This window comes from Rhodococcus sp. ACT016 (assembly GCF_050477185.1).
Lineage (GTDB): Bacteria > Actinomycetota > Actinomycetes > Mycobacteriales > Mycobacteriaceae > Prescottella.
Genome location: NZ_JBEAET010000002.1, coordinates 575062 through 594704, shown reverse-complemented (window position 1 = coordinate 594704; position 19643 = coordinate 575062). Strand labels below are relative to the sequence as shown.

Below are 19643 nucleotides of genomic sequence, written 5' to 3'. Positions count from 1 at the left end.
GACACCGAGACGTGGAACCTACAGCGACCTGCATTTTCGGGGGGAGTCCCTCTTCGCAACATCTAACCCGAAGATTCAGCGTTTTCACCGACGATAATTTCCATTACCGCAGTTGAACCTACGAAGCTGCAGGCCAGCGTGTTTTCGCACGGAAACAGCGCCGATGGTCCGGGCGAGCGCGTCACCCGAAGTTGCCCCAGGAGGCACCCTGGCGTCGACGACCTCTCCCGCTGGGCCGAACAGGTTGGATCACGAGGCCCCGCCGGCGGTCTACACCTCATCTACACCACGGAAGAGGTTTGTGGTGTTTTCCGGCAGCCCCTTCGGGACCACGGCCGGGTGAGAACGCTTGGACGGGCGAGATTGGATCGGCGGCGGGAGGTAGGCCGGGTGCGGCACAGGGTGCGGGAGCCCGGATTGATCCTTCGGAAGTTCCGGGTATCGCCCCGGTGCCGAACACCCCACCCGCGGCCGCGAACGCTCTCGCGGGCCGCGTAGTCCGCTGCGGAAATGGCGAGCACCACGAAGACCGAGGCTCGGGCCCGAGCCTCGGTCTTCACCATGAAACCGATCATGCGACCGATGCCGGCGGCGTGATCGAGCATGACCACCAGCTTCTCGCTTCTCGTCGTTCGTCATCGGCGCCGCAAGCCTCGGCGATGTTCGGAACATCCTGCTCCTCGAGCGGTAACGAGACGCACAAAGCGACGACGACACAGCAGGAAGGTGCACGCCGTGACAGAGCAGACCTTGCCGACCCCGGCTGATTCGACCGAGGCGCCGACGGCGATTTGCTGGGCGGAGGTCGACATGCGTTTCGAGCCGACTTCGGAACCGGTTGCCGCGTTCTGGTCGAAGGTCATCAGTGCCGTGGCGTTCTGGCTCCGAACCGGGGTGATCATCGCACCTGATAGCTACAGCCGACTCACCTTCAGCGCGACGGAAGACAACGCACCGTTCTCGCGCGCTGTGTCACCGTCACACGCACGGCACCCTCGCCGACGGTGTTGTGCGCGTGCGCCGCAGTGACGAACCCGTGTGCATCGAGTCGTCGACCCCGCCACCTCTTCTCTTGGTCCCCGGCTGGGGTCTCGTCTGTCGAATACGACGGTTCTCGCGCGGTTTCGGCAGCGTGTTCACGTGTCACGTTCGCGGCGGAGTTCGGCGCTTCGTTCGAGTGCAACGCGCCGGTTGTGTCGCGACTGGGCCTGCCGATCGAGCTCCGCGAGTTGGAGGTCGTAGTGACTGTGGCTCGCGTACGGTTCTTCTCCTGTTGCCCAACACTGCGCCGCATAGGCGGCGATGCCGTCTCGGCTCTCCGCGTGCAGCCATCCGATCTTGCCGAGCCCTCGAAATGCGAGATCGTATGCACCCGCGTCGGGCTCCTTCGCGGTGTAATGCTCGATGTACTCGACTGCCGCCCGGGCCAGCTGCGCACGCTCCGGGATGGTCGGCTTCCGTTTCGCCACACCCGTGTTTCTAACCGAGTGCATTTGTGGGCGATACGGAATATCTTCCTCGCTGCGGCGCGGCCGATGCATCGCGCGCGGAGCCGCGGGCTTTCCATCTCTTGCGTGGCAGTGACTGACTGCGTGGCGCTTGCGGCGGGCTCCGCTGTTGGTCATGGGCGGGTCCTAGCTCCAGTCGACTGGCTTCTATGACGTGCAACAGCGGTGAAGACGTCGCTGTTGTCGCATCACGGTGCGAGAGTGGATGGCAGAAACTGGGTAGCAGGCAGCGCGGCGGAGGGAGGACGATGGCCGATCGGGAGCAGCAGTGGGAGCAGTTGTCGGAGTGGGCCGAACAACGGATGCAGCTGCCTGTGCGGTCGATGAGCGCGCGGCGCGGTAAGGATGCGGCCCTTACGGCGGCGTTGTGGTCGCTCACGGCGATGCCGGCTCCGCAGTGAGCACCGTCGCGAAGACGGCCACCGGTAGTGGAGCTGGCGCGAGTGATCTCGCCAGGCTGGTGCGGCAGGCACGTGAGGACCTGTTCGCGATCGGCCGCGCCTTGACCGGCCTTGCCGCCGCTTACGGTGACATCCTCGACGAGGGCCTTGGTGAGGCGGATCGTGCTGCGCGAATGAATGTGATCGACAGCCTCTCCGACGTGCAACGTGCCCTCAACGATGCCGCCGATCCGTTCGCGAGCGCGGTTCGAAACGCAAACCTTTTCGCCGGCGATGCGATCGGCTCGTTCCCATCGCCGTCGCCGTCGCCGTCGCCGTCGATGTCGATGTCGGGGATGCTGCCGGGGAACGCTCTTGGCTCGGTCTCGGGATCCAGCGCCGGGGTGGTTGGGGCTCTGCTCGATTTCGCTCAGTCCGGGATGAGCGGTGGCGCTGAGCGGATCGGTCCGCCGAGCTTCACCCCGGATTCGGCGGCGAACCAGTTGATCATCGACGACCCGTTCGCCTTCCTGCTCGGGGTGCTGTTCGATCAGGGGATCCCCGCCGAGCGTGCCTGGCGGGCGCCGTACGACCTTCGGCTGCGTCTCGGGCATCTCGACCCCACTCGTATTGCTGCGGACCCGCTCGCGGTGGGGCGGGCGATTGGCGCCTCCCCGAAACTGCATCGCTTCGTCGAGAAGATGCCGGCCTGGGTCGTGTCTGCTGCCCAGATCGTCGTCGACGAGTACGGGCGGAGACGCGGGACGTCTCTGGGGTGGTGCCCCGGCCGCGAAGGTGTTGCGCCGGCGCCTGACTGCTTTCCCTGGAATCGGGCAGAAGAAGGCCGCGATGGCCGTCGAGATTCTCGAGCGCGACCTCGGTGTGCCGATCACGGACATGCACGGCTCGGACATCGCCTACGACGTCCACGTCCGGCGGGTGTTCCTTCGCGCCGGACTGGCCGAGGCCGACGAGCTCGAGCACATGGTCGACGTTGCCCGCACCGCTCACCCCGACCGGCCCGGCCAGATCGACTTCCCCGCCTGGCAGATCGGCCGAACCTGGTGTCGTTCCTGGGCACCCCTGTGCGGAAGCTGTCCCCTCACTCGGGTGTGTCCGAAGGACATCGATGCCGCAGCCAAGGTGCGCGGGGTCTGACGAGGGGCGCTCACTCGGACATTGAGCGGTCTCCCCGAGGTGTTGCGCGGGCTGGGCTGCTCACTTCACGTCTGATGTGTCTTGCGCTGATTGGAGCGCATGATGTGAAACGTAGCGATGCCGTTGTACGAACGCAGAGCCGCGCCCGCTCTGGAGGTGCGGTATGGCAGCTTTGAGTTCGATGTGGTTGGGGTTTCCTGCTCTGCTCAGTAGGAAGATCTGGTAGCGCCCTGCGGTCCAGCCTGCGGCCTGGCTTGCGGTGATCGCGGCTCCGATCTTGCGGTCGTTGCGGTGGGCGTCGCCGGCCAGGCTGGACAGGCGGGCTGCCTCGGCAGCGGTCCACTCGACGTTGTCGCGGTGGTAGAGGATCTGGGCGATAGCCGGCTTGATCTCCTTGTCGGCGTAGAAGGCCAGGTACGTGGTGGGGCGGAAGTTCCGTCCTGCCGGGCAGATGTAGATGCCATTGTTCTCGTACAGATCCCACGCGTCGGTGGCGGTGATCACGAGGGTGTCGATCCGGGTGACCGGGCGTTTCCGGTAGAGGTCGCTGACCTTCTCGTGGCTTTCCAGCCATGTCCGAGCGTCAGGGCTCATCCACTCTGCGAGCGCGGATCCGCTCGAAGCTCTTCCTCCGGGATGGCCAACAGCTCCGACAGTCGGGCGACGTCATGGATCCTGATCACGCCGGAATCCTCGTTGTAGCCGCACTCTGCGATATCGACGTCGATGCCGGCGTCGAAGATCTCCCACACCACCGAGTCTTCTATGCCGTTTCTGCCCGGCGACAGTTCTCGAACAGCCTTCCACCGAGCCTCGTCAGCAATGAAGCCGTCGACGCCGCTCCACATCACCTTCAGCCGGGCGGGTGGAACCCACTCCTGTTTCCCCTCGAACTCCTCACCGATCCATCGGATTTGGACCCGAGCCGGTCGTTGCGCTCCCACCTTCAGCACCTCGACCTCGACCAACGGGTCCACTCCCCGTGCGCGGTACGCGTAACGCTCGCCGACGACTGCATCGTCACGATCCATAAAGGCTCCTCACCGAGGGTGCTTCGTTCTCCCGTTCCTCGGAAATGAACGATCCTACTGACAAAGGACGCACGTTCGTCTTGTCGGTGTGCATCGATAGGCTTGCTAGGTGCAAGGGGGAGATGAAGCCGGATTCGGAGACGAATCCCGACGAGAAGCCATTCGAGACGAGTTCAACCGACTCGAAGAGAGCGCAAAGTGCTCGTCCCAAGGGCAATTCGAGCAAGCCAAACAGTGGCGCAGTGTCAACCTCGGGCTGGGAGCACCAACGAGTCTATTGGCTGCAATATCGGGCGCCACAGTGCTGTCCGACACTGGATATGCAGTCCTTGGTGGAATCTTCGCCCTGATGGCGGCAGCCGGAGGGGCAATTCTCACGACGCTGAACGCCTCTCACCGTATGAATCAAGCTGCAGCAGCAGCGAACGCCTACCTGGAGATCCAGACGGCTGCCCGACAGGCCCGGCTCATCGATCTACCAGGTCAGGACCTGGGGGAGTCGCGAGCTGTCTTGGCGGAGCTGACCGCTCGCCGCGATGAGCAGAACAAGACCGCCGAGATTATTAACCGTCGTGCCTGGAAGAAGGCCCAGTCGAACATCAACGACGGCGGCCAGGATTACGCGGTAGACGGCAGCTCTGGTCAATCCGATACAGAACGATAAGGACTCGATGTGGCAAGAACCGTCAGTCAAGGATTTGAAGTTTTCATGTCAAACCTCGTTCCTCTAGCGAGCCAACAAACCGCAGCGGCGTCCCACCGGTCGAGTATCGAAAAGTCGCTGCGCAGCGCGTTGGAGGTCTCAACGATCTGGGAGACAGGATCGTTCCATCACGGCACGGGGGTACGCGGGCATGCCGATGTTGATCTTCTCGTCAGCTTGAAGAACAAGCCGAACTCGTCGGACACTGCGTTGAGGTGGGTTCGGGAGGCGCTGCAGGAGTCCTTCCCCTTCACAAGGGTGCGTACCAGCAGGCCTGCGATCGTCGTCGAGTTCGCAAGTGGATCTGAGACCGTGGAGGTCATTCCCGGGTTCCTCACCAGTCGGGGTGACTCCGACGTTTTCGTCTACGACATCCCCGCAGCAGACAGTGGCTGGATGGACACTGCACCGAAGGCACACCTGAACTACGTCAACGAGTGTAACAACCGTGCTGGTGTTAAGGGTGCCGCCAAGAAACTTTCCCGACTGGCGAAGGCCTGGAAGTACTACAACAACGTACCTATTTCTTCCTTCTACCTGGAAATGCGTGCAGCGCAGTACATCACGACGCAGTCCTCCTACATCGCGGTGTGGGACATATGCGGACTCCTTGAGGACCTCCATTCCAAGCAGCTCGCAGCGATGAACGACCCCAAGAGCTTCTCTGGGAGGTTCCATCCATGCTCGAGCGAAGCCAAGAAGATGGAGGCACTCTCCAAGCTGAACACCGGGGCCAGCCGCGCCAGGAAGGCGCTCGACGCGTACAACGCGGATGACCCGGCGACGGCTTTCCACTACCTCGACTTGCTGTTCGGTGGGAACTTCCCCTCCCGCTGAACGCCATACACGCTGTCGAACGGGCCGGTACGGGTTGTGAGACTGGCATTTGGAACGGACAGCTCGTGTGAACCCAAGACATGAAGGATTTCCGTGAGGTATGTAGGAGGGCGATCGCTGGTGGCAGACGGATGGGGCTTCCGCATAGTTCTGGCTGTGGGGCTCTTCTCTGTGTTCGCCACGTCTGCGTGTGGTGAAGCGGAGCCCCACCGACAGTTCCGGCGGTTGCAGGTCTTCAACTGGACGATGCGCATAACGTGCTCAAGGACGCTGGGTACAAGAAGTTCGATGACGTAGATGCGCTCGCGGATCGAACGCCGATGTGGGATGCAAACTGGGCAGTGGTGAAGCAGGTTCCCGAAGGCGGGCTTCCCCTGGCGTACGACGATGTCGTCCGACTCGAGGTCATGAAGAAGGACGACACCGAGATCCGAGCACTTCTGACGGCTGGCTCCCCCGTCCTAGCCCGGATCCTGCAACGTGACGCGGACTGTGAGAAACGACAACAAGGGGAGGAGCAGCGTCGGGCGAAGGCAGCGAACAAGCTGCTGGACTGTAGCAAGCCGACTTTCGAGATCACTTCTGAAACGTGGCGGATCGACGCGGCCACAGGCACCTCGCCGGCCCGCTTCATGCGGGGGATGTGAGAGTGGTGATCGCGAACGAGTCCGAACACAAGATCGCTACGGCTGGAATCGTGTTCTCCACCGCCTATCGCGATCCCACTGGGAGAGTCCGCTCCACACGAGAGCTGGGTGGGTACGCGTTGGCAACCGAGGTTGTGCCGGAACAGTCGCGTGGCAGATCCGAGTGGGAGACGCTCGGCCCGTACCAGTCCAAGGAGTTCAAGCGAACTTTTCGGGTTTCATCCGAGCAGTACGAGACGGACGGCAGCACACCTTGGATGGAAGAGGTCTTCGTCGACTGGCATCTTTCCAACCAGGACCTCGAGGAACTCTGTGCGAAACAAGGACCGAACTCTCCGCGGTGAGTTACCGGGATTTCCTGGCCGGACGAGATGCGTGTCCCAAAATTGAACGGTTTCTGGACGCACGATTGCGGCGTAGTGACAGCGGAGCGGCCTCGAGCTTCCATGTCCCGAAAACCTGTCCTGTCAGAGGTTCTCGGCCCGGAGGGGGAGTGGTCAGCGACGGGACATCGTCTTGTCGGTGGAGGCCAGTCATCTGCCAGCGCGTCGAGTAGGGCGTCGTAGTCCTCGTCGGTGAGGAAGCCGTCGAGCAGGGCGCGTCCGATCTGGAGGTTGAAGCTGCCCTCGACGACCGGGACGCCGTCGATCACTCGCGGGCCCGGGTTCGGCTCGGTGGGGTGCTCGTACCGCCCCTCGGCCAGCTCGCGCAGCGCGACAGCCCGGTCGATCTCGCCGGCGAGTGGTTGGAGTGCGGCTGCCTCAAGACGCCCTGATCGAGCACCCAGAAGTCTGCGTGGGACGGAAATTTAGGTCGACTGGGCCCCGCACCCTGGTGACGCGCGGCCCCGCGCCTGTACGACCGCGCTTACCACTTGCCTGACAGTAGCGCGCGCAGCTCGTCGACGACCTCGAACGCGGACAGCGTCCGCTTGGCAGGGTCCTCGGCGGCCTCGAACCGCTTGACCGCAGCCCACTCGGCGATCTTATCCAGTTTCGCTTTCTGGCGGTCTGCGCGCTCGCGCAGCGGGGCGCACTCGTCTGTCGGCGCGGTCATTGTCGAACCTCCGTTGCATAGGTGATGGTTGGGAATGGCTGGTCCCCCAATTCTGAGTCCACAGCGTTCCAGAGTCGGTTCTTCTGTGATTCGGTTCAGTTGATCTCGCAGCCACGGCCATGTGGGTGTGGGCAGCGTACTCAGCCGGTGTCAGGTGGCCAAGGGCCGAGTGACGGTGCCGGTAATTGTGGTCGTCCTTGTCGTCGCTCATGACCAGCCCTGACGGGCTCGATCCGGCGGGCACGAATGGACCCGCTCGCGTCCCATGCGCCCGTCCGCTGGTCGGCGAGCGGAGGGGCAGTGCTGACGGACTCACGGCTATCGCAGCGATTTGTCGTATCTCGTCGTCAAGATCGATACGGATCGCGACGGAGTCGAGGACCGGGTTCGACCCCGAGACATGTGTCCCGACGTCCGTGCAGAGTCAGACGCGGGTGGTTGCGCGGGCTCCTTCGATAAGGGTGAGTCGGTGCAGGTCGACGAGTGTGGTCTGGTCGAGTCGGGATCCGATGTAGCCGCCGGCCAGGACGAAGGCGATCGGCAGGCTTCGTTGACGGCACCAGTCGAAGACGATCTGCTCGCGTTGCGCGAGAATCTCGGCGGTGATCCCGTCCAGGCCGCCGATGTCGCATCCCTGGTGGGGGTCCATTCCGGCGTTGTACAGGCACAGATCGAAGGGGCCGATCCGGTCGGCTTGTGCCACGGCCTGTTTGACGGTACTCAGATACTCGTCGGCTCGGTTGACGTCCCATAGGGCGGAGTTCGAGTGGCCGGAGTAGTGGTCGAACGCGCTGACGGAGACGTCCTCGTGCCAGACGCGGGGGTCACGGTCGATGAGTTGCGCGGTTCCGCCGCCGCAATGGGCATCGAGATCGAGGATCAGGACCGAGCGGGCGGCGCCCTCGGCCAGGAGAGTTTTCGCGGCGACGGCCAGGCCGTTGAACGTGCAGAACCCGTCCCCACGATCGCGTTTGGCGTGGTGCAGCCCGGAGGACAGCGACCCGGCGACCCCGTCGTCGAGGGCGCTGCGGGCGGCCGCGAGAACGCCGCCGTTGGAGGCCAGCACCATTGGCCACAAGGCCGAATCCCAGTCGAACCCCTGGGATTCGGCGAGACACCACGGCTCGCCGGTCCGCACCGCCCGGATGTACTCGGGGTCGTGCACGCGTTCGAGGTCGGCGACGGTCAGCGGCGGCGGCGTGAGGAGCTCGACACCGTCAATCGGCCTGTGAGTGAGCGAATCCGCGACCCATGCCGCCTTGCGGGTGGTGTCGAAACCGTAGGCGGCACCGACATAGTCGGAACAGTAGTAGAGCTTCATGTGGGCACCGCCTCGGCTTCTCGTCGTGGTTGTCAGTCCGATGAACTGGTGGACTCGTTGCCGGCACCGTCCCCACCGGCCTCGCGTGCGATGTCGGCCTCGAGTTCGGCGTAGTACCGGTCGCTGGCTTCTTTGCGTTCGGTGGTCCAGGCCAGCATCTCGGCGTCTGCGTAGGCGCGGGCCTGTGACAGTGCCTCGTCCCTCGATAGTCCTTCGGTCTGCAGCTCTGCGAATCGTGTCTGGAACAGCCTTTCCCTGTCCCGGTGCTCGGCCCAGCCGGTCTGGTTCGGCCACCCGGTATTGCTCTTGACCGCGCACCAGTAACCGCCGCGCCATTCGTAGCGTGGCGGCGCAACCGACAGCACCGCGGCCTCGGCCTGCAGTTGCGCGACAAAGCGTTCCGCGTGGCCTTCCGGATCGTCGAAGAACTCATTCCCCCGAACAGATGGCATGGTGTGCCTCCTTGGTGACGGTGCAAAAACGAGCGGCCATGGCGTGTGCCGGACGGCGCGCGGCGGTGTCAGTCGTCGAGGGCCGCGCGCTGTGCGTCGCTGAACACCGGCATGGCAGCGGCGGCGTCGACGGTCTTGGCAGCGCGGTAGCTGCGGATGTTGGCCGACGCGGCGGCCATCGCGTCGCGTGACTTGCCCTTGCTGTAGGTGAGGGACTGGTCGCGCTTGATCCCGAGCCGGGTGCCGACCTCGACGGCGTCCTGGTCGGCACCCATGTACAGGAACTGCCAGTCGAACCGATTGGTATGCAGTTCCACGAGTGCCTTGATCGCGGGGTGGGTCCACTCGCGGCTGGCGTTCTCGTGGCCGTCGGTCATGATCGCGACGATCACCGTTCCTGGACGCTCTTCCTCTGGGAGAGATCCGATTTCGGCGCTGACGTCGGTGATGAGGGTGCCCATCGCGTCGAGTAGCGCGGTGTTCCCGCGCGGCCGGAGGTCCAGCGGCGGGACCTCGTCGAGCGCCACACCCTGGTAGACGACCTCGTAGGTGGTCGAGAACTGGGCGAGGGTCACCCGGCACTGGCCGGCGGCGCCGCGCTGGTCGTTGATGAACGTGGTGAAACCCCCCTCGATATCGGACTTGATGCTCTGCATCGAGCCCGAGCGGTCGAGCAGGAACACGAGATGGGTCACGTCCGGATTGGCCATGGAGGATCCTTTCGGTGGGGGCTCAGGTGTTGCGGCGCGGTTTGAACCGCATCGGTTGCGGGGTGGCAGGTGGGGTGGCGGGTACGCCGCCCTTCTTGTCGTACCGGGCACGCTGGATTTCTTTGGCGGTTACCCGTTTGTCCGGGCGGGCGTAGGGGGAGAGCATCGGGGTGCGTGCCAGTCTCGGGCCGACGGCGTTCTCGGTGAGACCGGCCTTCGCTCCCGCGGAGCGCAGGGACAGTTCGTGGTCGAGGACCGCGTGAGCGAGCTGTTCGTCGAGCAGCTCGCTCACTTCCTCCAACACGACCCGAAGATGTTCCAATGCGGTTGGGGGATCGGCGGATTCAGCATGATCGAGTTCGTCCCGGATTCGGGCGTAGCGGTTGGACATGACTTACCATACCGCAATATCTGCGGGTCCGCAATATTTGCGGACCCTGGAATGTGCGCCCGCTGCGGCTCAGGCCGCCAGCCCCTCCGCGGCGTCAAGGTTGGCGATGACCCGGCATGCACCGTCGCGGGTGAGCGTTCCGCGGTGGTGCAGGGCGACGACGATGCTCTCGACAAGAGGTCGGGTGAAACGCTTGCGGCGCTGCTTGCCGATGCGTTCGGGTTCGATGGGGCTGCCGTCCGGGTGGGTGACGTTCCTGAGCACCCAGTGCACCCACTGGTCGGACTTGCCGAACAGGGCGGCAACGTCACTGACGAAGTAGGTCCTCGGGCATGCATTGGCGGCCAGCAGTGCGGCGAGCCGTTCGTCGGCGCCATTGTCGGCCGATTCCGACAGGCGGTGCGTCGGGTCGGGCGCCCCGAAGTGAGCGTTTGCGCCGGGCAGCTCGTACACGGGGGTGAGGGTGTGGCTCATGAGGTTCCTTCTGCGGTGATGCCCGCCGCGAGCGGGGGCGTACTTGCTCGCCGCCGGTTGGCGGTGGCCACTTCGTCATCCGAACCACCCCGGAAACGCCTTGGGGTTGGTGTGCGGCCAGGTCGGAGCTTGGCGGCCGCATCTCGTGAAGATGTCGGGCCTTCCAGCCCAACGAGATCCACGATACCGCACAAACTGCGCATACGCAATAACTGCGGAAATCTGTGGACCGCGATGTCCCACGACGCGCACCGATCCTCGTGGGCTGGCTAGGTTGAGGCGGTGCAGGAATACGACGACTTCGTGTGGACACCGCGCCACGATCTGGCCCAGCTCGCCCGCGAGCGCACGCCGTGGGAGTTCTACCTGAACACGATGGTGCGGTTCGAGACCGACGGAGGGGGCGTCGTCCGCCCCTGCGACGAGAGCGATGGAGAGACTCACCCTCCGTTCGGGCCGCTGCACGTGGTGACGGCGATCCAGCCGGATCCGGAACCCGCCAACGTTTCTCGTGCGCGCATGCAGATTCTCGACCGATACCTGTACGCCGGCGGGATCCGTTCGATGCCCGCGGTGGGGTCCAGCTTCACCGGCGATCACAGCGAGGACAGTCGGGCGGTGTTCGGACTGACCGACCACCAGGCACGCGATCTCGGTGCGCGATTCGGGCAGGTCGCAGTCTTCGCCTGGAACGGGCCCCACTGGTCGCTGCTGGCATGCGCCGGCGATCGGCACTCCCACCGGGGATGGCGATGGGAGCACTCCCACGCCGTGTAGTCCACCGGCACCGGCGAACGACAGGTGTCGGTGGATTCGCCCGCTCGGTCATCTTTCTCCGGTGCTGGACGCGCCGTAGCGGCCCCGCTCCCACGTTCCCCGCTCGTCGTGGATCCGGTGGCGTGCGTACGGCGCCCTGACCATTGCGGGGAGTCGACGGGTCGACGGGCGGGCGCGCCCGTCGACCGATAACCGGCTCTTATGTCAGGTGCGACCGGCGCTGCTCTTCTCGACCTGTTTCGTGAGGTCACCGATGGCCTTCGCCACCCCCGACAGCGTTCCCGGAGCCCGCTGAGCGTGGCCGATGTATCTCGTGAGGTCGAGTCTGTACGTGTGCGGGACGAGTGGCCCGTACGGCCCGGTGGCGGTGATGGTGACGTCGAACTGCCGCTCGGTCTCCGTGGCCACGATGTCGCTTGCGAGGCCGAGGTTCCAGATCATGGTGCGGCCGGGAGGGAGCGAGGCGAAGTCGCTCTCGCGCGGACCGACGGAACCGGACGGGCGCCAGGACTCCGGCAGCGGAGGGTCGATCACGACGTGCACATTCTCGGCGACGGTAGGCCCCTCGTTCTTGAGGATGAGGTGGAAGAAGGCCGCATCGCGGTCGTCGGGGCGAATGTCGACCCAGACGTACGGCTGCGCGGCGTTTTCGATCATTTGTTGTTGCAGGTTCGTCTGCCGACGGGCACTTCCGGCCTGCCAGAACGCGGCGACCATAGAGGATAGCGCGATGATGGCGGCCACGACCGCGATGGTGGCCTCAGCACTCATCGGATCTACCTCGTTGCATGCGAAGGTGTACGCCACGTCGGTCGACATCGCGAACAGCAAGTTAACCACCATGTCCGAGGCCGAGTTGAGACCGAGGTCGCCACACTGCGCGGATCTTGCCGAATGGGTAATTCGCAGGACTCGAATACGCAGGCTTACGGGGTGAAGGCCATCCGGCTACCGGTCCGGCAGTAGACGTTCGACGATCGGCGAGAGGTCCTCGACCTCGGCAACGTCGATCACCAGTTCACCCTCGAACAGTTCGTGATGATCGCGGGCGGTTGCTGTCCAAGTGCCGGTGAGGCAATCTGCCCCGGGTGCGCGGATCACGAGTACAAACTCGTCGTCGTCGTCGTCGCTGTCGTAGGTCGCGTTCGGGCGCAGTTCTTTCAGCGTCAGGCGCAGGTCGACGGAGCCCGAGTTGGTGAAGGCGACCAACTCCGGCCGGTAGGAAGGCGGCGACAGGGCGAAGTCATGGAGGTTCGGAAGCTGGCCCGATATCCAGGGAGGATGGACGGGCCTGGGCCCCCACGGCCGCGGCGGTTCCGGCAACCTGTTCGTCAGAACGTCGACGTCCACCCTGCTGAGTGCTTCCACCGGTCCATCGAGATGAATCTTCACCTCCACTCCCTCCATGAACGTGGTGCAGAGATTGCGTACCCGGACGCGCGCACAGGGCCACGCCGCGGCCGCGGCGTCGTCGAGAAAGCCGACCCACGAAGCGCGGGTCTCGGCCTCCCATTCGTCGATCTCGTCCCAGTACTCCTCGGGCGTACGTACCTCCGGCTCGGTACCGAGGACCGACATGGCGTTGGCGCTGCTCACCAAGGAGGCAAACGTGACGGGGAGATTTTCCTTGCGCACGGTTTCCTGGTACGCCCATCGCAGTCGCCTTCGCTCGGCACCGAGGATGTCGGGACTGCACCGGAACGGCAACGCAGAACCCGTGATGTCGATGGCAATGTTTGCGCGCGGACGCGTGGAGCGGGCCCGTTCGAGCAGCGTGCGAACTTCTCCACCTCTCGCCTCACATGTCTGCCCGTCGAGTCGGATATAGATGCCGCCGTCCTTACTTCTTGACCGTGTTCTCCAGGTCTTTGGCCTCGAAGAACGGGATCCCCGTCACCGAGCCTGGCTGACGCCGAGAACCATGAGCGCGTGCCCATCGAATCGCTTTGCCGCCTGTTCGGGATCGCGATTCGCAGCCCCCAACACGAATTTCGCGACCTTCGCGCCGCCTCCGGTGCTGGACAGGTCGATCTGCGACTTCAGCTCAAGGAAGTGCCGCTCCGCACGGTCGTCGTCTTCGCTCAAGACGCCAACGAGCGCTGCCCATTCGCGTTGCCCCCTCGGTATCCGGGTCAGATCCGGATCTGCCACGTCTGCGCCTTCCCGTCGACGACTACGCCGGAACGGTATCCGCGGCCACCGACAATCTCGTGCAGCCGGCCGCCTCGCACCGGTTTGCACTCTCGCCGCGGGTGATCACCCCGGTGAATCTGGCGACCAGGTCGGGTATCGAAATATTCGAGGGCCGTTCGCCCCGAATGTCGTCTGGCCTCCCAATAGGATCACGACCGTGACCGTGATGGTGATGGTGATGGCGTCGTGAGTGAACTCGGCAAGAAGGCATTGAAGGAGACCGAGATCCGTACTCGGTACATCACGCCTGCCATCGTGCGCGCGGGCTGGGACCCCGAGAAGAGTCAGATGCGCGAGGAGTACACGATCGCGCCCGGCAAGATCGTGGTGCGCGGCAAACTCCACGCCCGCGAGGCCGCCAAGTCCGCCGACTACGTGCTGTTCCTCAAGCCGGGATTGCCGCTGGCCGTCGTCGAGGCCAAGGACAACAACCACAGCCTCGGTGCCGGCATGCAGCAGGCACACGGCTACGCGGATCGCCTGGACGTGCCGTTCGTGTTCAGCTCGAATGGTGACGGCTTCCTATTCCACGACCGAACGGTCACCTCCGGCGACATCGAGCGCGAGTTGACCCTCGACGAGTTCCCCTCGCCGGATGAGTTGCATCGCAAGTGGCTCGCCTGGAAGGACATCGAACCCGACACCGCCGAAAAGCAGGTCATCGAGCAGGACTACTACTTCCAAGGCAAGGAACTGCGCTACTACCAACTCCAAGCCGTGAACCGGACGGTCGAGGCAGTGGCACGTGGGCAGAACCGAGCCCTGCTCGTTATGGCAACCGGCACCGGAAAGACGTTCACCGCATTCCAGATCATCTGGCGACTCTGGAAGTCCAAGCGCGCCAAACGGGTGCTGTTCCTCGCAGACCGCAACATCCTGATCGACCAGACCCGGGTCAACGATTTCAAGCCGTTCGGCACCGCGATGACCAAGATCACCAACCGCACGGCCGACCCGTCCTTCGAGATCTTTCTCGCCATCTACCAGGCCATCACCGGCACCGAGGACGCACAGAACATCTACAAGCAGTTCTCGCCCGACTTTTTCGACCTCATCGTGGTTGACGAGTGCCACCGAGGAAGTGCCCGGGAGGACGCCCAATGGCGCGAGGTGCTCGACTACTTCAACGACGCCGTCCAGATCGGCCTCACCGCGACACCGAAGGAGACGTCCGACACCTCGAATATCACCTACTTCGGCGAGCCGGTCTTCACCTACTCGCTCAAGCAGGGCATCGACGACGGATACCTCGCTCCCTACAAGGTCGTGCGCATCGACATCGACAAGGACGTCGCCGGCTGGCGCCCCGAGGACGGGAAGACGGACAAGCACGGCCAGGTGATCGAGGACCGGATCTACAACCAACGCGACTTCGACCGCGGCCTGGTCCTCGAGCAGCGCACCAAATTGGTTGCCGAGAGGGTCACGCAATACCTCAAGGAGTCCGGCGACCGATACGCCAAGACCATCGTGTTCTGCCAGGACATCGACCACGCCGAACGGATGCGCTCCGCCCTGGCGAACGAGAACAGTGACCTCGTCGCAGAGAACCGCAAGTACGTCATGCGCATCACCGGCGACGACGCCGAAGGCAAGGCCGAGCTCGACAACTTCATCGACCCGGAATCGCGTTACCCGGTGATCGCGACGACCAGCGAGCTGATGTCGACCGGCGTCGACGCGCAGACCTGCAAGCTGATCGTCCTGGATCAGTCGATCAGCTCGATGACCAAGTTCAAGCAGATCATCGGCCGCGGCACCCGCATAAACGAAGAGCATGGCAAGTTCTACTTCACGATCATGGACTTCCGCCGCGTGACGGAGTTGTTCGCCGACCCGGACTTCGACGGGGCACCGGTGGTCATCTACGCGCCGGGCCCCGACGATCCGGTCGCCCCGCCGGATGATCCCGACACTTCCGGTCCTGACGACCCGACGCCGACCGACGCGCCGACCGATCAGCCGGAATTGCCCGGACGACGCACTAAGTACGTGGTCGGTGACGTGCCCGTCGTGCTCGTGGCCGAGCGCGTCCAGTACATGGGGCCGGACGGCAAACTCATCACAGAGAGCCTCACCGACTACACCCGCAAGCGGGTGCACGATGCCTACCCGACTCTCGACTCCTTCCTGACGCGCTGGGATCAGACCGAGAGCAAGCAGGCGATCATCGACGAGCTACGAAATCAGGGTGTCTTCTTCGAGGCACTCGCCGAGGAAGTCGGCAAGGATTTCAGTCTCTTCGACCTCGTCTGCCACGTCGCCTTCGACCAACCGCCACTGACCCGCCGCCAACGTGCCGACAGCGTCCGTGCCACCGGGTACTGGGCCAAGTACTCATCCAAGGCCCAGGCGACGCTCAAGGCGCTGCTCGACAAGTATGCCGATGAGGGCTTCGAGCCGGACCACGATGCGAGAATCCTCCAGATTCGGCCGTTCATCGACATCGGTACCCCGATCGAGATCGTTGTCGAGTTCGGCGGCAAGGTTGGATACGACTCCGCCGTCGAGGAGCTGGAGCAACATCTCTATGCGAGAGCGCAGTAAGGAACGTTTGTGAGCAACATCAGCGGGATCGTGAAGTCGATCCAGGACATCATGCGCCAGGACGCCGGCGTCGACGGCGACGCACAGCGAATCGGTCAGCTCGCCTGGATGTTCTTCCTCAAGATCTTCGACGACCGCGAAGCCGAGACCGAACTCCTCGATCCCGACTACACCTCGCCGATCCCGGCAGACCTTCGCTGGCGCACATGGGCGGCCTCGAAGGAGGGCATCACCGGCGACACCCTGCTCACCTTCGTCAACAATGAGCTGTTCCCGACGCTCAAGCAGTTTGCCGAGACGTCGACGACGGGCCGCGCGAGTGTGGTCGGCAACGTTTTCCAGGACGCCTTCAACTACATGAAGAACGGAACCCTGATCCGGCAGGTCGTCAACAAGATCAACGAGATCGACTTCAACCGATCCGAAGACCGGCACGTGTTCGGCGACATCTACGAGCAGATCCTCAAGGACCTCCAGAACGCCGGAAACAGTGGCGAGTACTACACGCCCCGTGCGGTCACCCAGTTCATGATCGACATCATCGGTCCGAATCTCGGGGAGACGGTACTGGACCCGGCCTGCGGTACCGGCGGATTCCTCGCCGGAGCGATCGAACACGTCCGCGCGAACCACGTTAAGACACCCGACGACGAAGCACGGCTGCAGGATTCGATCCGCGGGGTTGAGAAGAAGCAGCTGCCGCACCTGCTGTGCACGACGAACATGCTCCTGCATGGCATCGACGTGCCGACCAACATCGCCCACGACAACACGCTGAGCCGGCCGCTGCGTGACTACGGCAACGCAGACCGCGTCGATGTCATCCTCACCAACCCGCCGTTCGGCGGCACCGAGGAACCGGGAATCGAGAACAACTTCCCGCAGGCCTACCGCACTCGCGAGACAGCGGACCTGTTCCTCATGCTCATCCAGCACCTGCTCAAGGACGGCGGCCGTGCTGCTGTCGTCCTGCCCGACGGCACCTTGTTCGGGGACGGGGTGAAGGCGCGTATCAAGGAGAAGCTGCTCACCGACTGCAACCTGCACACCGTTGTCCGGCTCCCGAAGGGCGTCTTCAACCCGTACACGAGCATCGCGACGAACCTGCTGTTCTTCACCAAGGGTCAGCCCACGACTGAGATCTGGTACTACGAGCATCAGTACCCGGCGGGCTACAAGAACTACTCCAAGACGAAGCCGATCCGTATCGAAGAGTTTGACGCGGAGAAGGCATGGTGGGACAACCGTGTCGAATCCGAGGTCTCATGGAAGGTGTCGATTGACGACATCAAGGGCGACTGGAACCTCGACATCGCGAACCCAAACAAGGTCGATGCCGAGCACCGCAACCCAGACGAGTTGCTCAAGGAGTACGAAGAGCTCCTAGCCGAGATTGACGTCACGCGGACCAGTCTTCGAAATGCCTTGGTGGCCGCGATCGAAGACGGGCTGAAGTGAACAAGCAGACATTCCTCGACGCCTTTGGCCACATCGCCGACGCACCCCGAGGGATCCACACGCTCCGGAAGCTGATCCTTACCCTTGCTGTCCGCGGGAGGCTCACAACGCCGCTCGCTACTGATGAGCCGGCGGCCATCCATATAGCGGCAGTTCGATCCGAGCGCGAGCGCCTCCTTGAGGCTGGTGAACTCAGGAGGGGCAAGGACAAACCTCATTCAAGTGGAGTTGCCGCGCCGTACTCGCTACCGACTGGCTGGGTCTGGGCACCCTTTCGGGATACCTGTATCAACCTTGACAGCAAGCGGGTGCCTCTTTCGGCCAGTGAGCGTGGTAGCCGGAGGGGCTCATACGACTACTACGGTGCGTCAGGAGTGATCGATGCCATTGACGACTATCTGTTCGACAAGCCGTTGCTCCTCATCGGCGAAGACGGCGCGAACCTCCTGTTGCGGTCAACCCCAGTGGCTTTCGTTGCTCGAGGCAAGTACTGGGTCAACAATCACGCTCACGTTCTCGATTCGGTCGACGTTGCGTCCCTCGAGTATCTATCGATCTTCATCAATGCGATCAGCCTCGACCCATATGTGACCGGCACTGCGCAACCAAAATTGAATCAGACAAGACTGAATCAAATCCCGGTCGCCGTCCCGCCGCTCGAAGAGCAGAAGCGCATTGTCCGGCGCGTCGACGAGCTCATGAGCCTATGCGATGAGTTGGAAGAGCAGCGCGTAGCCCGGGTCGTGGCCCGCTCGACGCTGAGCGCCTCGATCCTGCACCGCGTCTCGGAAGCGGACCAGGATGACGACCTGGTAGCGGCGGTAGGGACCTTCGTGGACAGCATCGGCCTCCACCTCGCACCAGGTGAAGGCGACCTCGCCACTCTGAAGCGCGTCCGCCAGGCGATACTCGATCTTGCCGTACGCGGACGGTTGACTCACCGCGACCCCGATGATGTGCATGCTGCGGAACTCCTCGAGCGGATCACCGCAGAGCGTGACCGCCTCGTCAAGGCCCAAGAGATCCGTAGGCCGACGGCGCTGCCACCGCTCGAGGAAAGTGAGCACGCATTCGACATTCCGGCGAGTTGGGTGTGGACCCGACTGGGCGATGTGTGTCAGAGCAGGCTCGGCAAAATGCTGGACGACCAGAAGAACACTGGAACCCCGACGCCCTATCTCCGCAACTCAAACGTCCAGTGGGGTCGATTTGACCTTGAGAACGTGAAGCGAATCCGCTTGGAGGACGCGGAACTCAGTGAGTATTCGCTTCGAGATGGCGACCTGCTGGTCGTGGAAGGTGGCGAGCCAGGTCGGTGTGCAATTTGGGACTCAACCGTCGCAGACGGGGTGATGGTCTTCCAGAAGGCACTCCATCGGGTTCGACCCGAGGGCGACATCTCGCCCCGATTCGTTGCGTTGGTTTTGCGCAACGGGGTGGACTCTGGACGTCTACGTGAGCTGTTCACGGGCTCAACCATCAAGCACCTCACCGGCGAGAAGCTGAAGAGTTTTCCCATTCCGGTGCCTCCTGTCGAGGAACAGCATCGGATCGTCGATAGCGTCGATCAGCTTACGAGCCTTTGCGACGACTTGGAGCAGCAGTTCTGCGCTGCTCGGGACACCCGTCGAGATCTGGGGGCTTCGGTCGTCGCCCACGCAACCCCGGCGGATGAAAGCAACTCAACGCCATGAAGTTGCGGGGCGGTTCAGACCTGTCTGGTCCGCCCCGCTTTGGTTGCATCCCAAAGCCTTGGAAGTGAGACACCCGGTCGAGGTCAAGCGACAGCGAGTGATCCCCCCTAGTTCACGGCGTCTCACAAGTTCTTTCCGGAACTGCGTGTCAAAACTGAGCTGCGGAGACAACTTTCGGTACGCCAAACGGCATTGAGTTCAGGTACGCGCGGATGCCGCGACGACGAAGCAGGGCCCCGATTGCAAATCGATGCCCTCCCCCTTGTTGGGATCGACTCGGGACGATCGCGCCGCGGGGCCTCGGTC

23 protein-coding genes and 1 riboswitch are annotated in these 19643 nt (G+C 63.5%); of the genes, 10 read left to right on the top strand and 13 right to left on the bottom strand.

Going from position 1 to position 19643, the window contains the following annotated elements:
- Positions 1-635: 635 nt before the first annotated feature.
- Both ACQ5DX_RS29590 and ACQ5DX_RS29585 read right to left on the bottom strand, forming a co-directional pair.
- Positions 636-902: a hypothetical protein gene (locus ACQ5DX_RS29590; RefSeq protein ID WP_430336289.1), complete on the bottom strand. Its 267-nt coding sequence runs from the start codon at positions 900-902 to the stop codon at positions 636-638.
- A gap of 234 nt (positions 903-1136) precedes the next feature.
- Positions 1137-1469: a hypothetical protein gene (locus ACQ5DX_RS29585; RefSeq protein WP_430336288.1), complete on the bottom strand. Its 333-nt coding sequence runs from the start codon at positions 1467-1469 to the stop codon at positions 1137-1139.
- 287 nt (positions 1470-1756) lie between these two features.
- On the opposite strand from ACQ5DX_RS29585, the gene ACQ5DX_RS29580 reads away from it, so the two are divergent.
- Together ACQ5DX_RS29580 and ACQ5DX_RS29575 are read left to right on the top strand one after the other, a co-directional pair.
- The gene (locus ACQ5DX_RS29580) at positions 1757-1909 is read left to right on the top strand and encodes a hypothetical protein (RefSeq protein WP_430336287.1); all 153 of its coding nucleotides are present in this window, start codon (positions 1757-1759) and stop codon (positions 1907-1909) included.
- Between the two features lie 828 nt (positions 1910-2737).
- Positions 2738-3046 (top strand): hypothetical protein, encoded by a 309-nt coding sequence (locus ACQ5DX_RS29575; protein WP_430336286.1) that lies wholly within the window; start codon positions 2738-2740, stop codon positions 3044-3046.
- 60 nt (positions 3047-3106) lie between these two features.
- Here ACQ5DX_RS29575 and ACQ5DX_RS29570 read toward each other — a convergent pair whose 3' ends face one another.
- Together ACQ5DX_RS29570 and ACQ5DX_RS29565 are read right to left on the bottom strand one after the other, a co-directional pair.
- Positions 3107-3640: a hypothetical protein gene (locus ACQ5DX_RS29570; RefSeq protein WP_430336285.1), complete on the bottom strand. Its 534-nt coding sequence runs from the start codon at positions 3638-3640 to the stop codon at positions 3107-3109.
- The gene (locus ACQ5DX_RS29565; protein WP_430336284.1) at positions 3637-4014 is read right to left on the bottom strand and encodes a hypothetical protein; all 378 of its coding nucleotides are present in this window, start codon (positions 4012-4014) and stop codon (positions 3637-3639) included. The genes ACQ5DX_RS29570 and ACQ5DX_RS29565 overlap by 4 nt, the downstream gene beginning before the upstream one ends.
- A 172-nt stretch (positions 4015-4186) precedes the next feature.
- On the opposite strand from ACQ5DX_RS29565, the gene ACQ5DX_RS29560 reads away from it, so the two are divergent.
- The 4 genes from ACQ5DX_RS29560 to ACQ5DX_RS29545 all read left to right on the top strand — a co-directional run bounded on the left by ACQ5DX_RS29560 (position 4187) and on the right by ACQ5DX_RS29545 (position 6608).
- The gene (locus ACQ5DX_RS29560; protein ID WP_430336283.1) at positions 4187-4741 is read left to right on the top strand and encodes an SLATT domain-containing protein; all 555 of its coding nucleotides are present in this window, start codon (positions 4187-4189) and stop codon (positions 4739-4741) included.
- A 9-nt stretch (positions 4742-4750) separates the two neighbouring features.
- Entirely contained in the window at positions 4751-5617 is an 867-nt protein-coding gene (locus ACQ5DX_RS29555) for an SMODS domain-containing nucleotidyltransferase (RefSeq protein WP_430336282.1), read from the top strand.
- A gap of 257 nt (positions 5618-5874) precedes the next feature.
- Complete coding sequence (locus tag ACQ5DX_RS29550; protein WP_430336281.1) at positions 5875-6264, top strand: hypothetical protein; 390 nt, start codon at positions 5875-5877, stop codon at positions 6262-6264.
- A 2-nt stretch (positions 6265-6266) separates the two neighbouring features.
- On the top strand, positions 6267-6608 hold the full coding sequence (locus ACQ5DX_RS29545; RefSeq protein ID WP_430336280.1) for a hypothetical protein: 342 nt from the start codon (positions 6267-6269) through the stop codon (positions 6606-6608).
- A 523-nt stretch (positions 6609-7131) separates the two neighbouring features.
- Here ACQ5DX_RS29545 and ACQ5DX_RS29540 read toward each other — a convergent pair.
- From ACQ5DX_RS29540 to ACQ5DX_RS29515, 6 genes are all read right to left on the bottom strand, one after another.
- Positions 7132-7320 (bottom strand): hypothetical protein, encoded by a 189-nt coding sequence (locus tag ACQ5DX_RS29540; RefSeq protein ID WP_430336279.1) that lies wholly within the window; start codon positions 7318-7320, stop codon positions 7132-7134.
- A 424-nt stretch (positions 7321-7744) separates the two neighbouring features.
- Positions 7745-8641, bottom strand: coding sequence for a hypothetical protein (locus ACQ5DX_RS29535; RefSeq protein WP_430336278.1), 897 nt, complete (start codon positions 8639-8641; stop codon positions 7745-7747).
- Between the two features lie 32 nt (positions 8642-8673).
- Positions 8674-9093 (bottom strand): hypothetical protein, encoded by a 420-nt coding sequence (locus ACQ5DX_RS29530; RefSeq protein WP_430336277.1) that lies wholly within the window; start codon positions 9091-9093, stop codon positions 8674-8676.
- Positions 9094-9161: 68 nt separating this feature from the next.
- On the bottom strand, positions 9162-9803 hold the full coding sequence (locus tag ACQ5DX_RS29525) for a vWA domain-containing protein (protein WP_430336276.1): 642 nt from the start codon (positions 9801-9803) through the stop codon (positions 9162-9164).
- Positions 9804-9825: 22 nt separating this feature from the next.
- Positions 9826-10107, bottom strand: a complete 282-nt coding sequence (locus ACQ5DX_RS29520; RefSeq protein WP_430336275.1) for a hypothetical protein — start codon at positions 10105-10107, stop codon at positions 9826-9828.
- Between the two features lie 156 nt (positions 10108-10263).
- Positions 10264-10668, bottom strand: coding sequence for a hypothetical protein (locus ACQ5DX_RS29515; protein ID WP_430336274.1), 405 nt, complete (start codon positions 10666-10668; stop codon positions 10264-10266).
- A 34-nt stretch (positions 10669-10702) separates the two neighbouring features.
- A riboswitch (SAM riboswitch) is annotated at positions 10703-10819 on the bottom strand.
- Positions 10820-10950: 131 nt separating this feature from the next.
- Here ACQ5DX_RS29515 and ACQ5DX_RS29510 point away from each other — a divergent pair.
- A complete protein-coding gene (locus ACQ5DX_RS29510; protein ID WP_430336273.1) occupies positions 10951-11445 on the top strand; it encodes a DUF3293 domain-containing protein in 495 nt (164 codons plus the stop codon).
- A gap of 204 nt (positions 11446-11649) precedes the next feature.
- Here ACQ5DX_RS29510 and ACQ5DX_RS29505 read toward each other — a convergent pair whose 3' ends face one another.
- The 3 genes from ACQ5DX_RS29505 to ACQ5DX_RS29495 all read right to left on the bottom strand — a co-directional run bounded on the left by ACQ5DX_RS29505 (position 11650) and on the right by ACQ5DX_RS29495 (position 13596).
- Positions 11650-12216, bottom strand: a complete 567-nt coding sequence (locus ACQ5DX_RS29505) for a hypothetical protein (RefSeq protein WP_430336272.1) — start codon at positions 12214-12216, stop codon at positions 11650-11652.
- Between the two features lie 177 nt (positions 12217-12393).
- Complete coding sequence (locus tag ACQ5DX_RS29500; protein ID WP_430336271.1) at positions 12394-13041, bottom strand: hypothetical protein; 648 nt, start codon at positions 13039-13041, stop codon at positions 12394-12396.
- A 297-nt stretch (positions 13042-13338) separates the two neighbouring features.
- Positions 13339-13596 (bottom strand): hypothetical protein, encoded by a 258-nt coding sequence (locus ACQ5DX_RS29495; protein ID WP_430336270.1) that lies wholly within the window; start codon positions 13594-13596, stop codon positions 13339-13341.
- A 228-nt stretch (positions 13597-13824) separates the two neighbouring features.
- Between ACQ5DX_RS29495 and hsdR the strand changes: the two genes are divergently transcribed.
- The 3 genes from hsdR to ACQ5DX_RS29480 are packed head-to-tail and all read left to right on the top strand — an operon-like array spanning position 13825 to position 19337.
- Positions 13825-16185: an EcoAI/FtnUII family type I restriction enzme subunit R gene (hsdR, locus tag ACQ5DX_RS29490; protein ID WP_430336269.1), complete on the top strand. Its 2361-nt coding sequence runs from the start codon at positions 13825-13827 to the stop codon at positions 16183-16185.
- A gap of 9 nt (positions 16186-16194) precedes the next feature.
- Complete coding sequence (locus ACQ5DX_RS29485; RefSeq protein ID WP_430336268.1) at positions 16195-17643, top strand: type I restriction-modification system subunit M; 1449 nt, start codon at positions 16195-16197, stop codon at positions 17641-17643.
- Positions 17640-19337, top strand: coding sequence for a restriction endonuclease subunit S (locus ACQ5DX_RS29480; RefSeq protein ID WP_430336267.1), 1698 nt, complete (start codon positions 17640-17642; stop codon positions 19335-19337). Before ACQ5DX_RS29485 ends, ACQ5DX_RS29480 begins: the two co-directional genes overlap by 4 nt.
- Positions 19338-19643 lie beyond the last annotated feature (306 nt).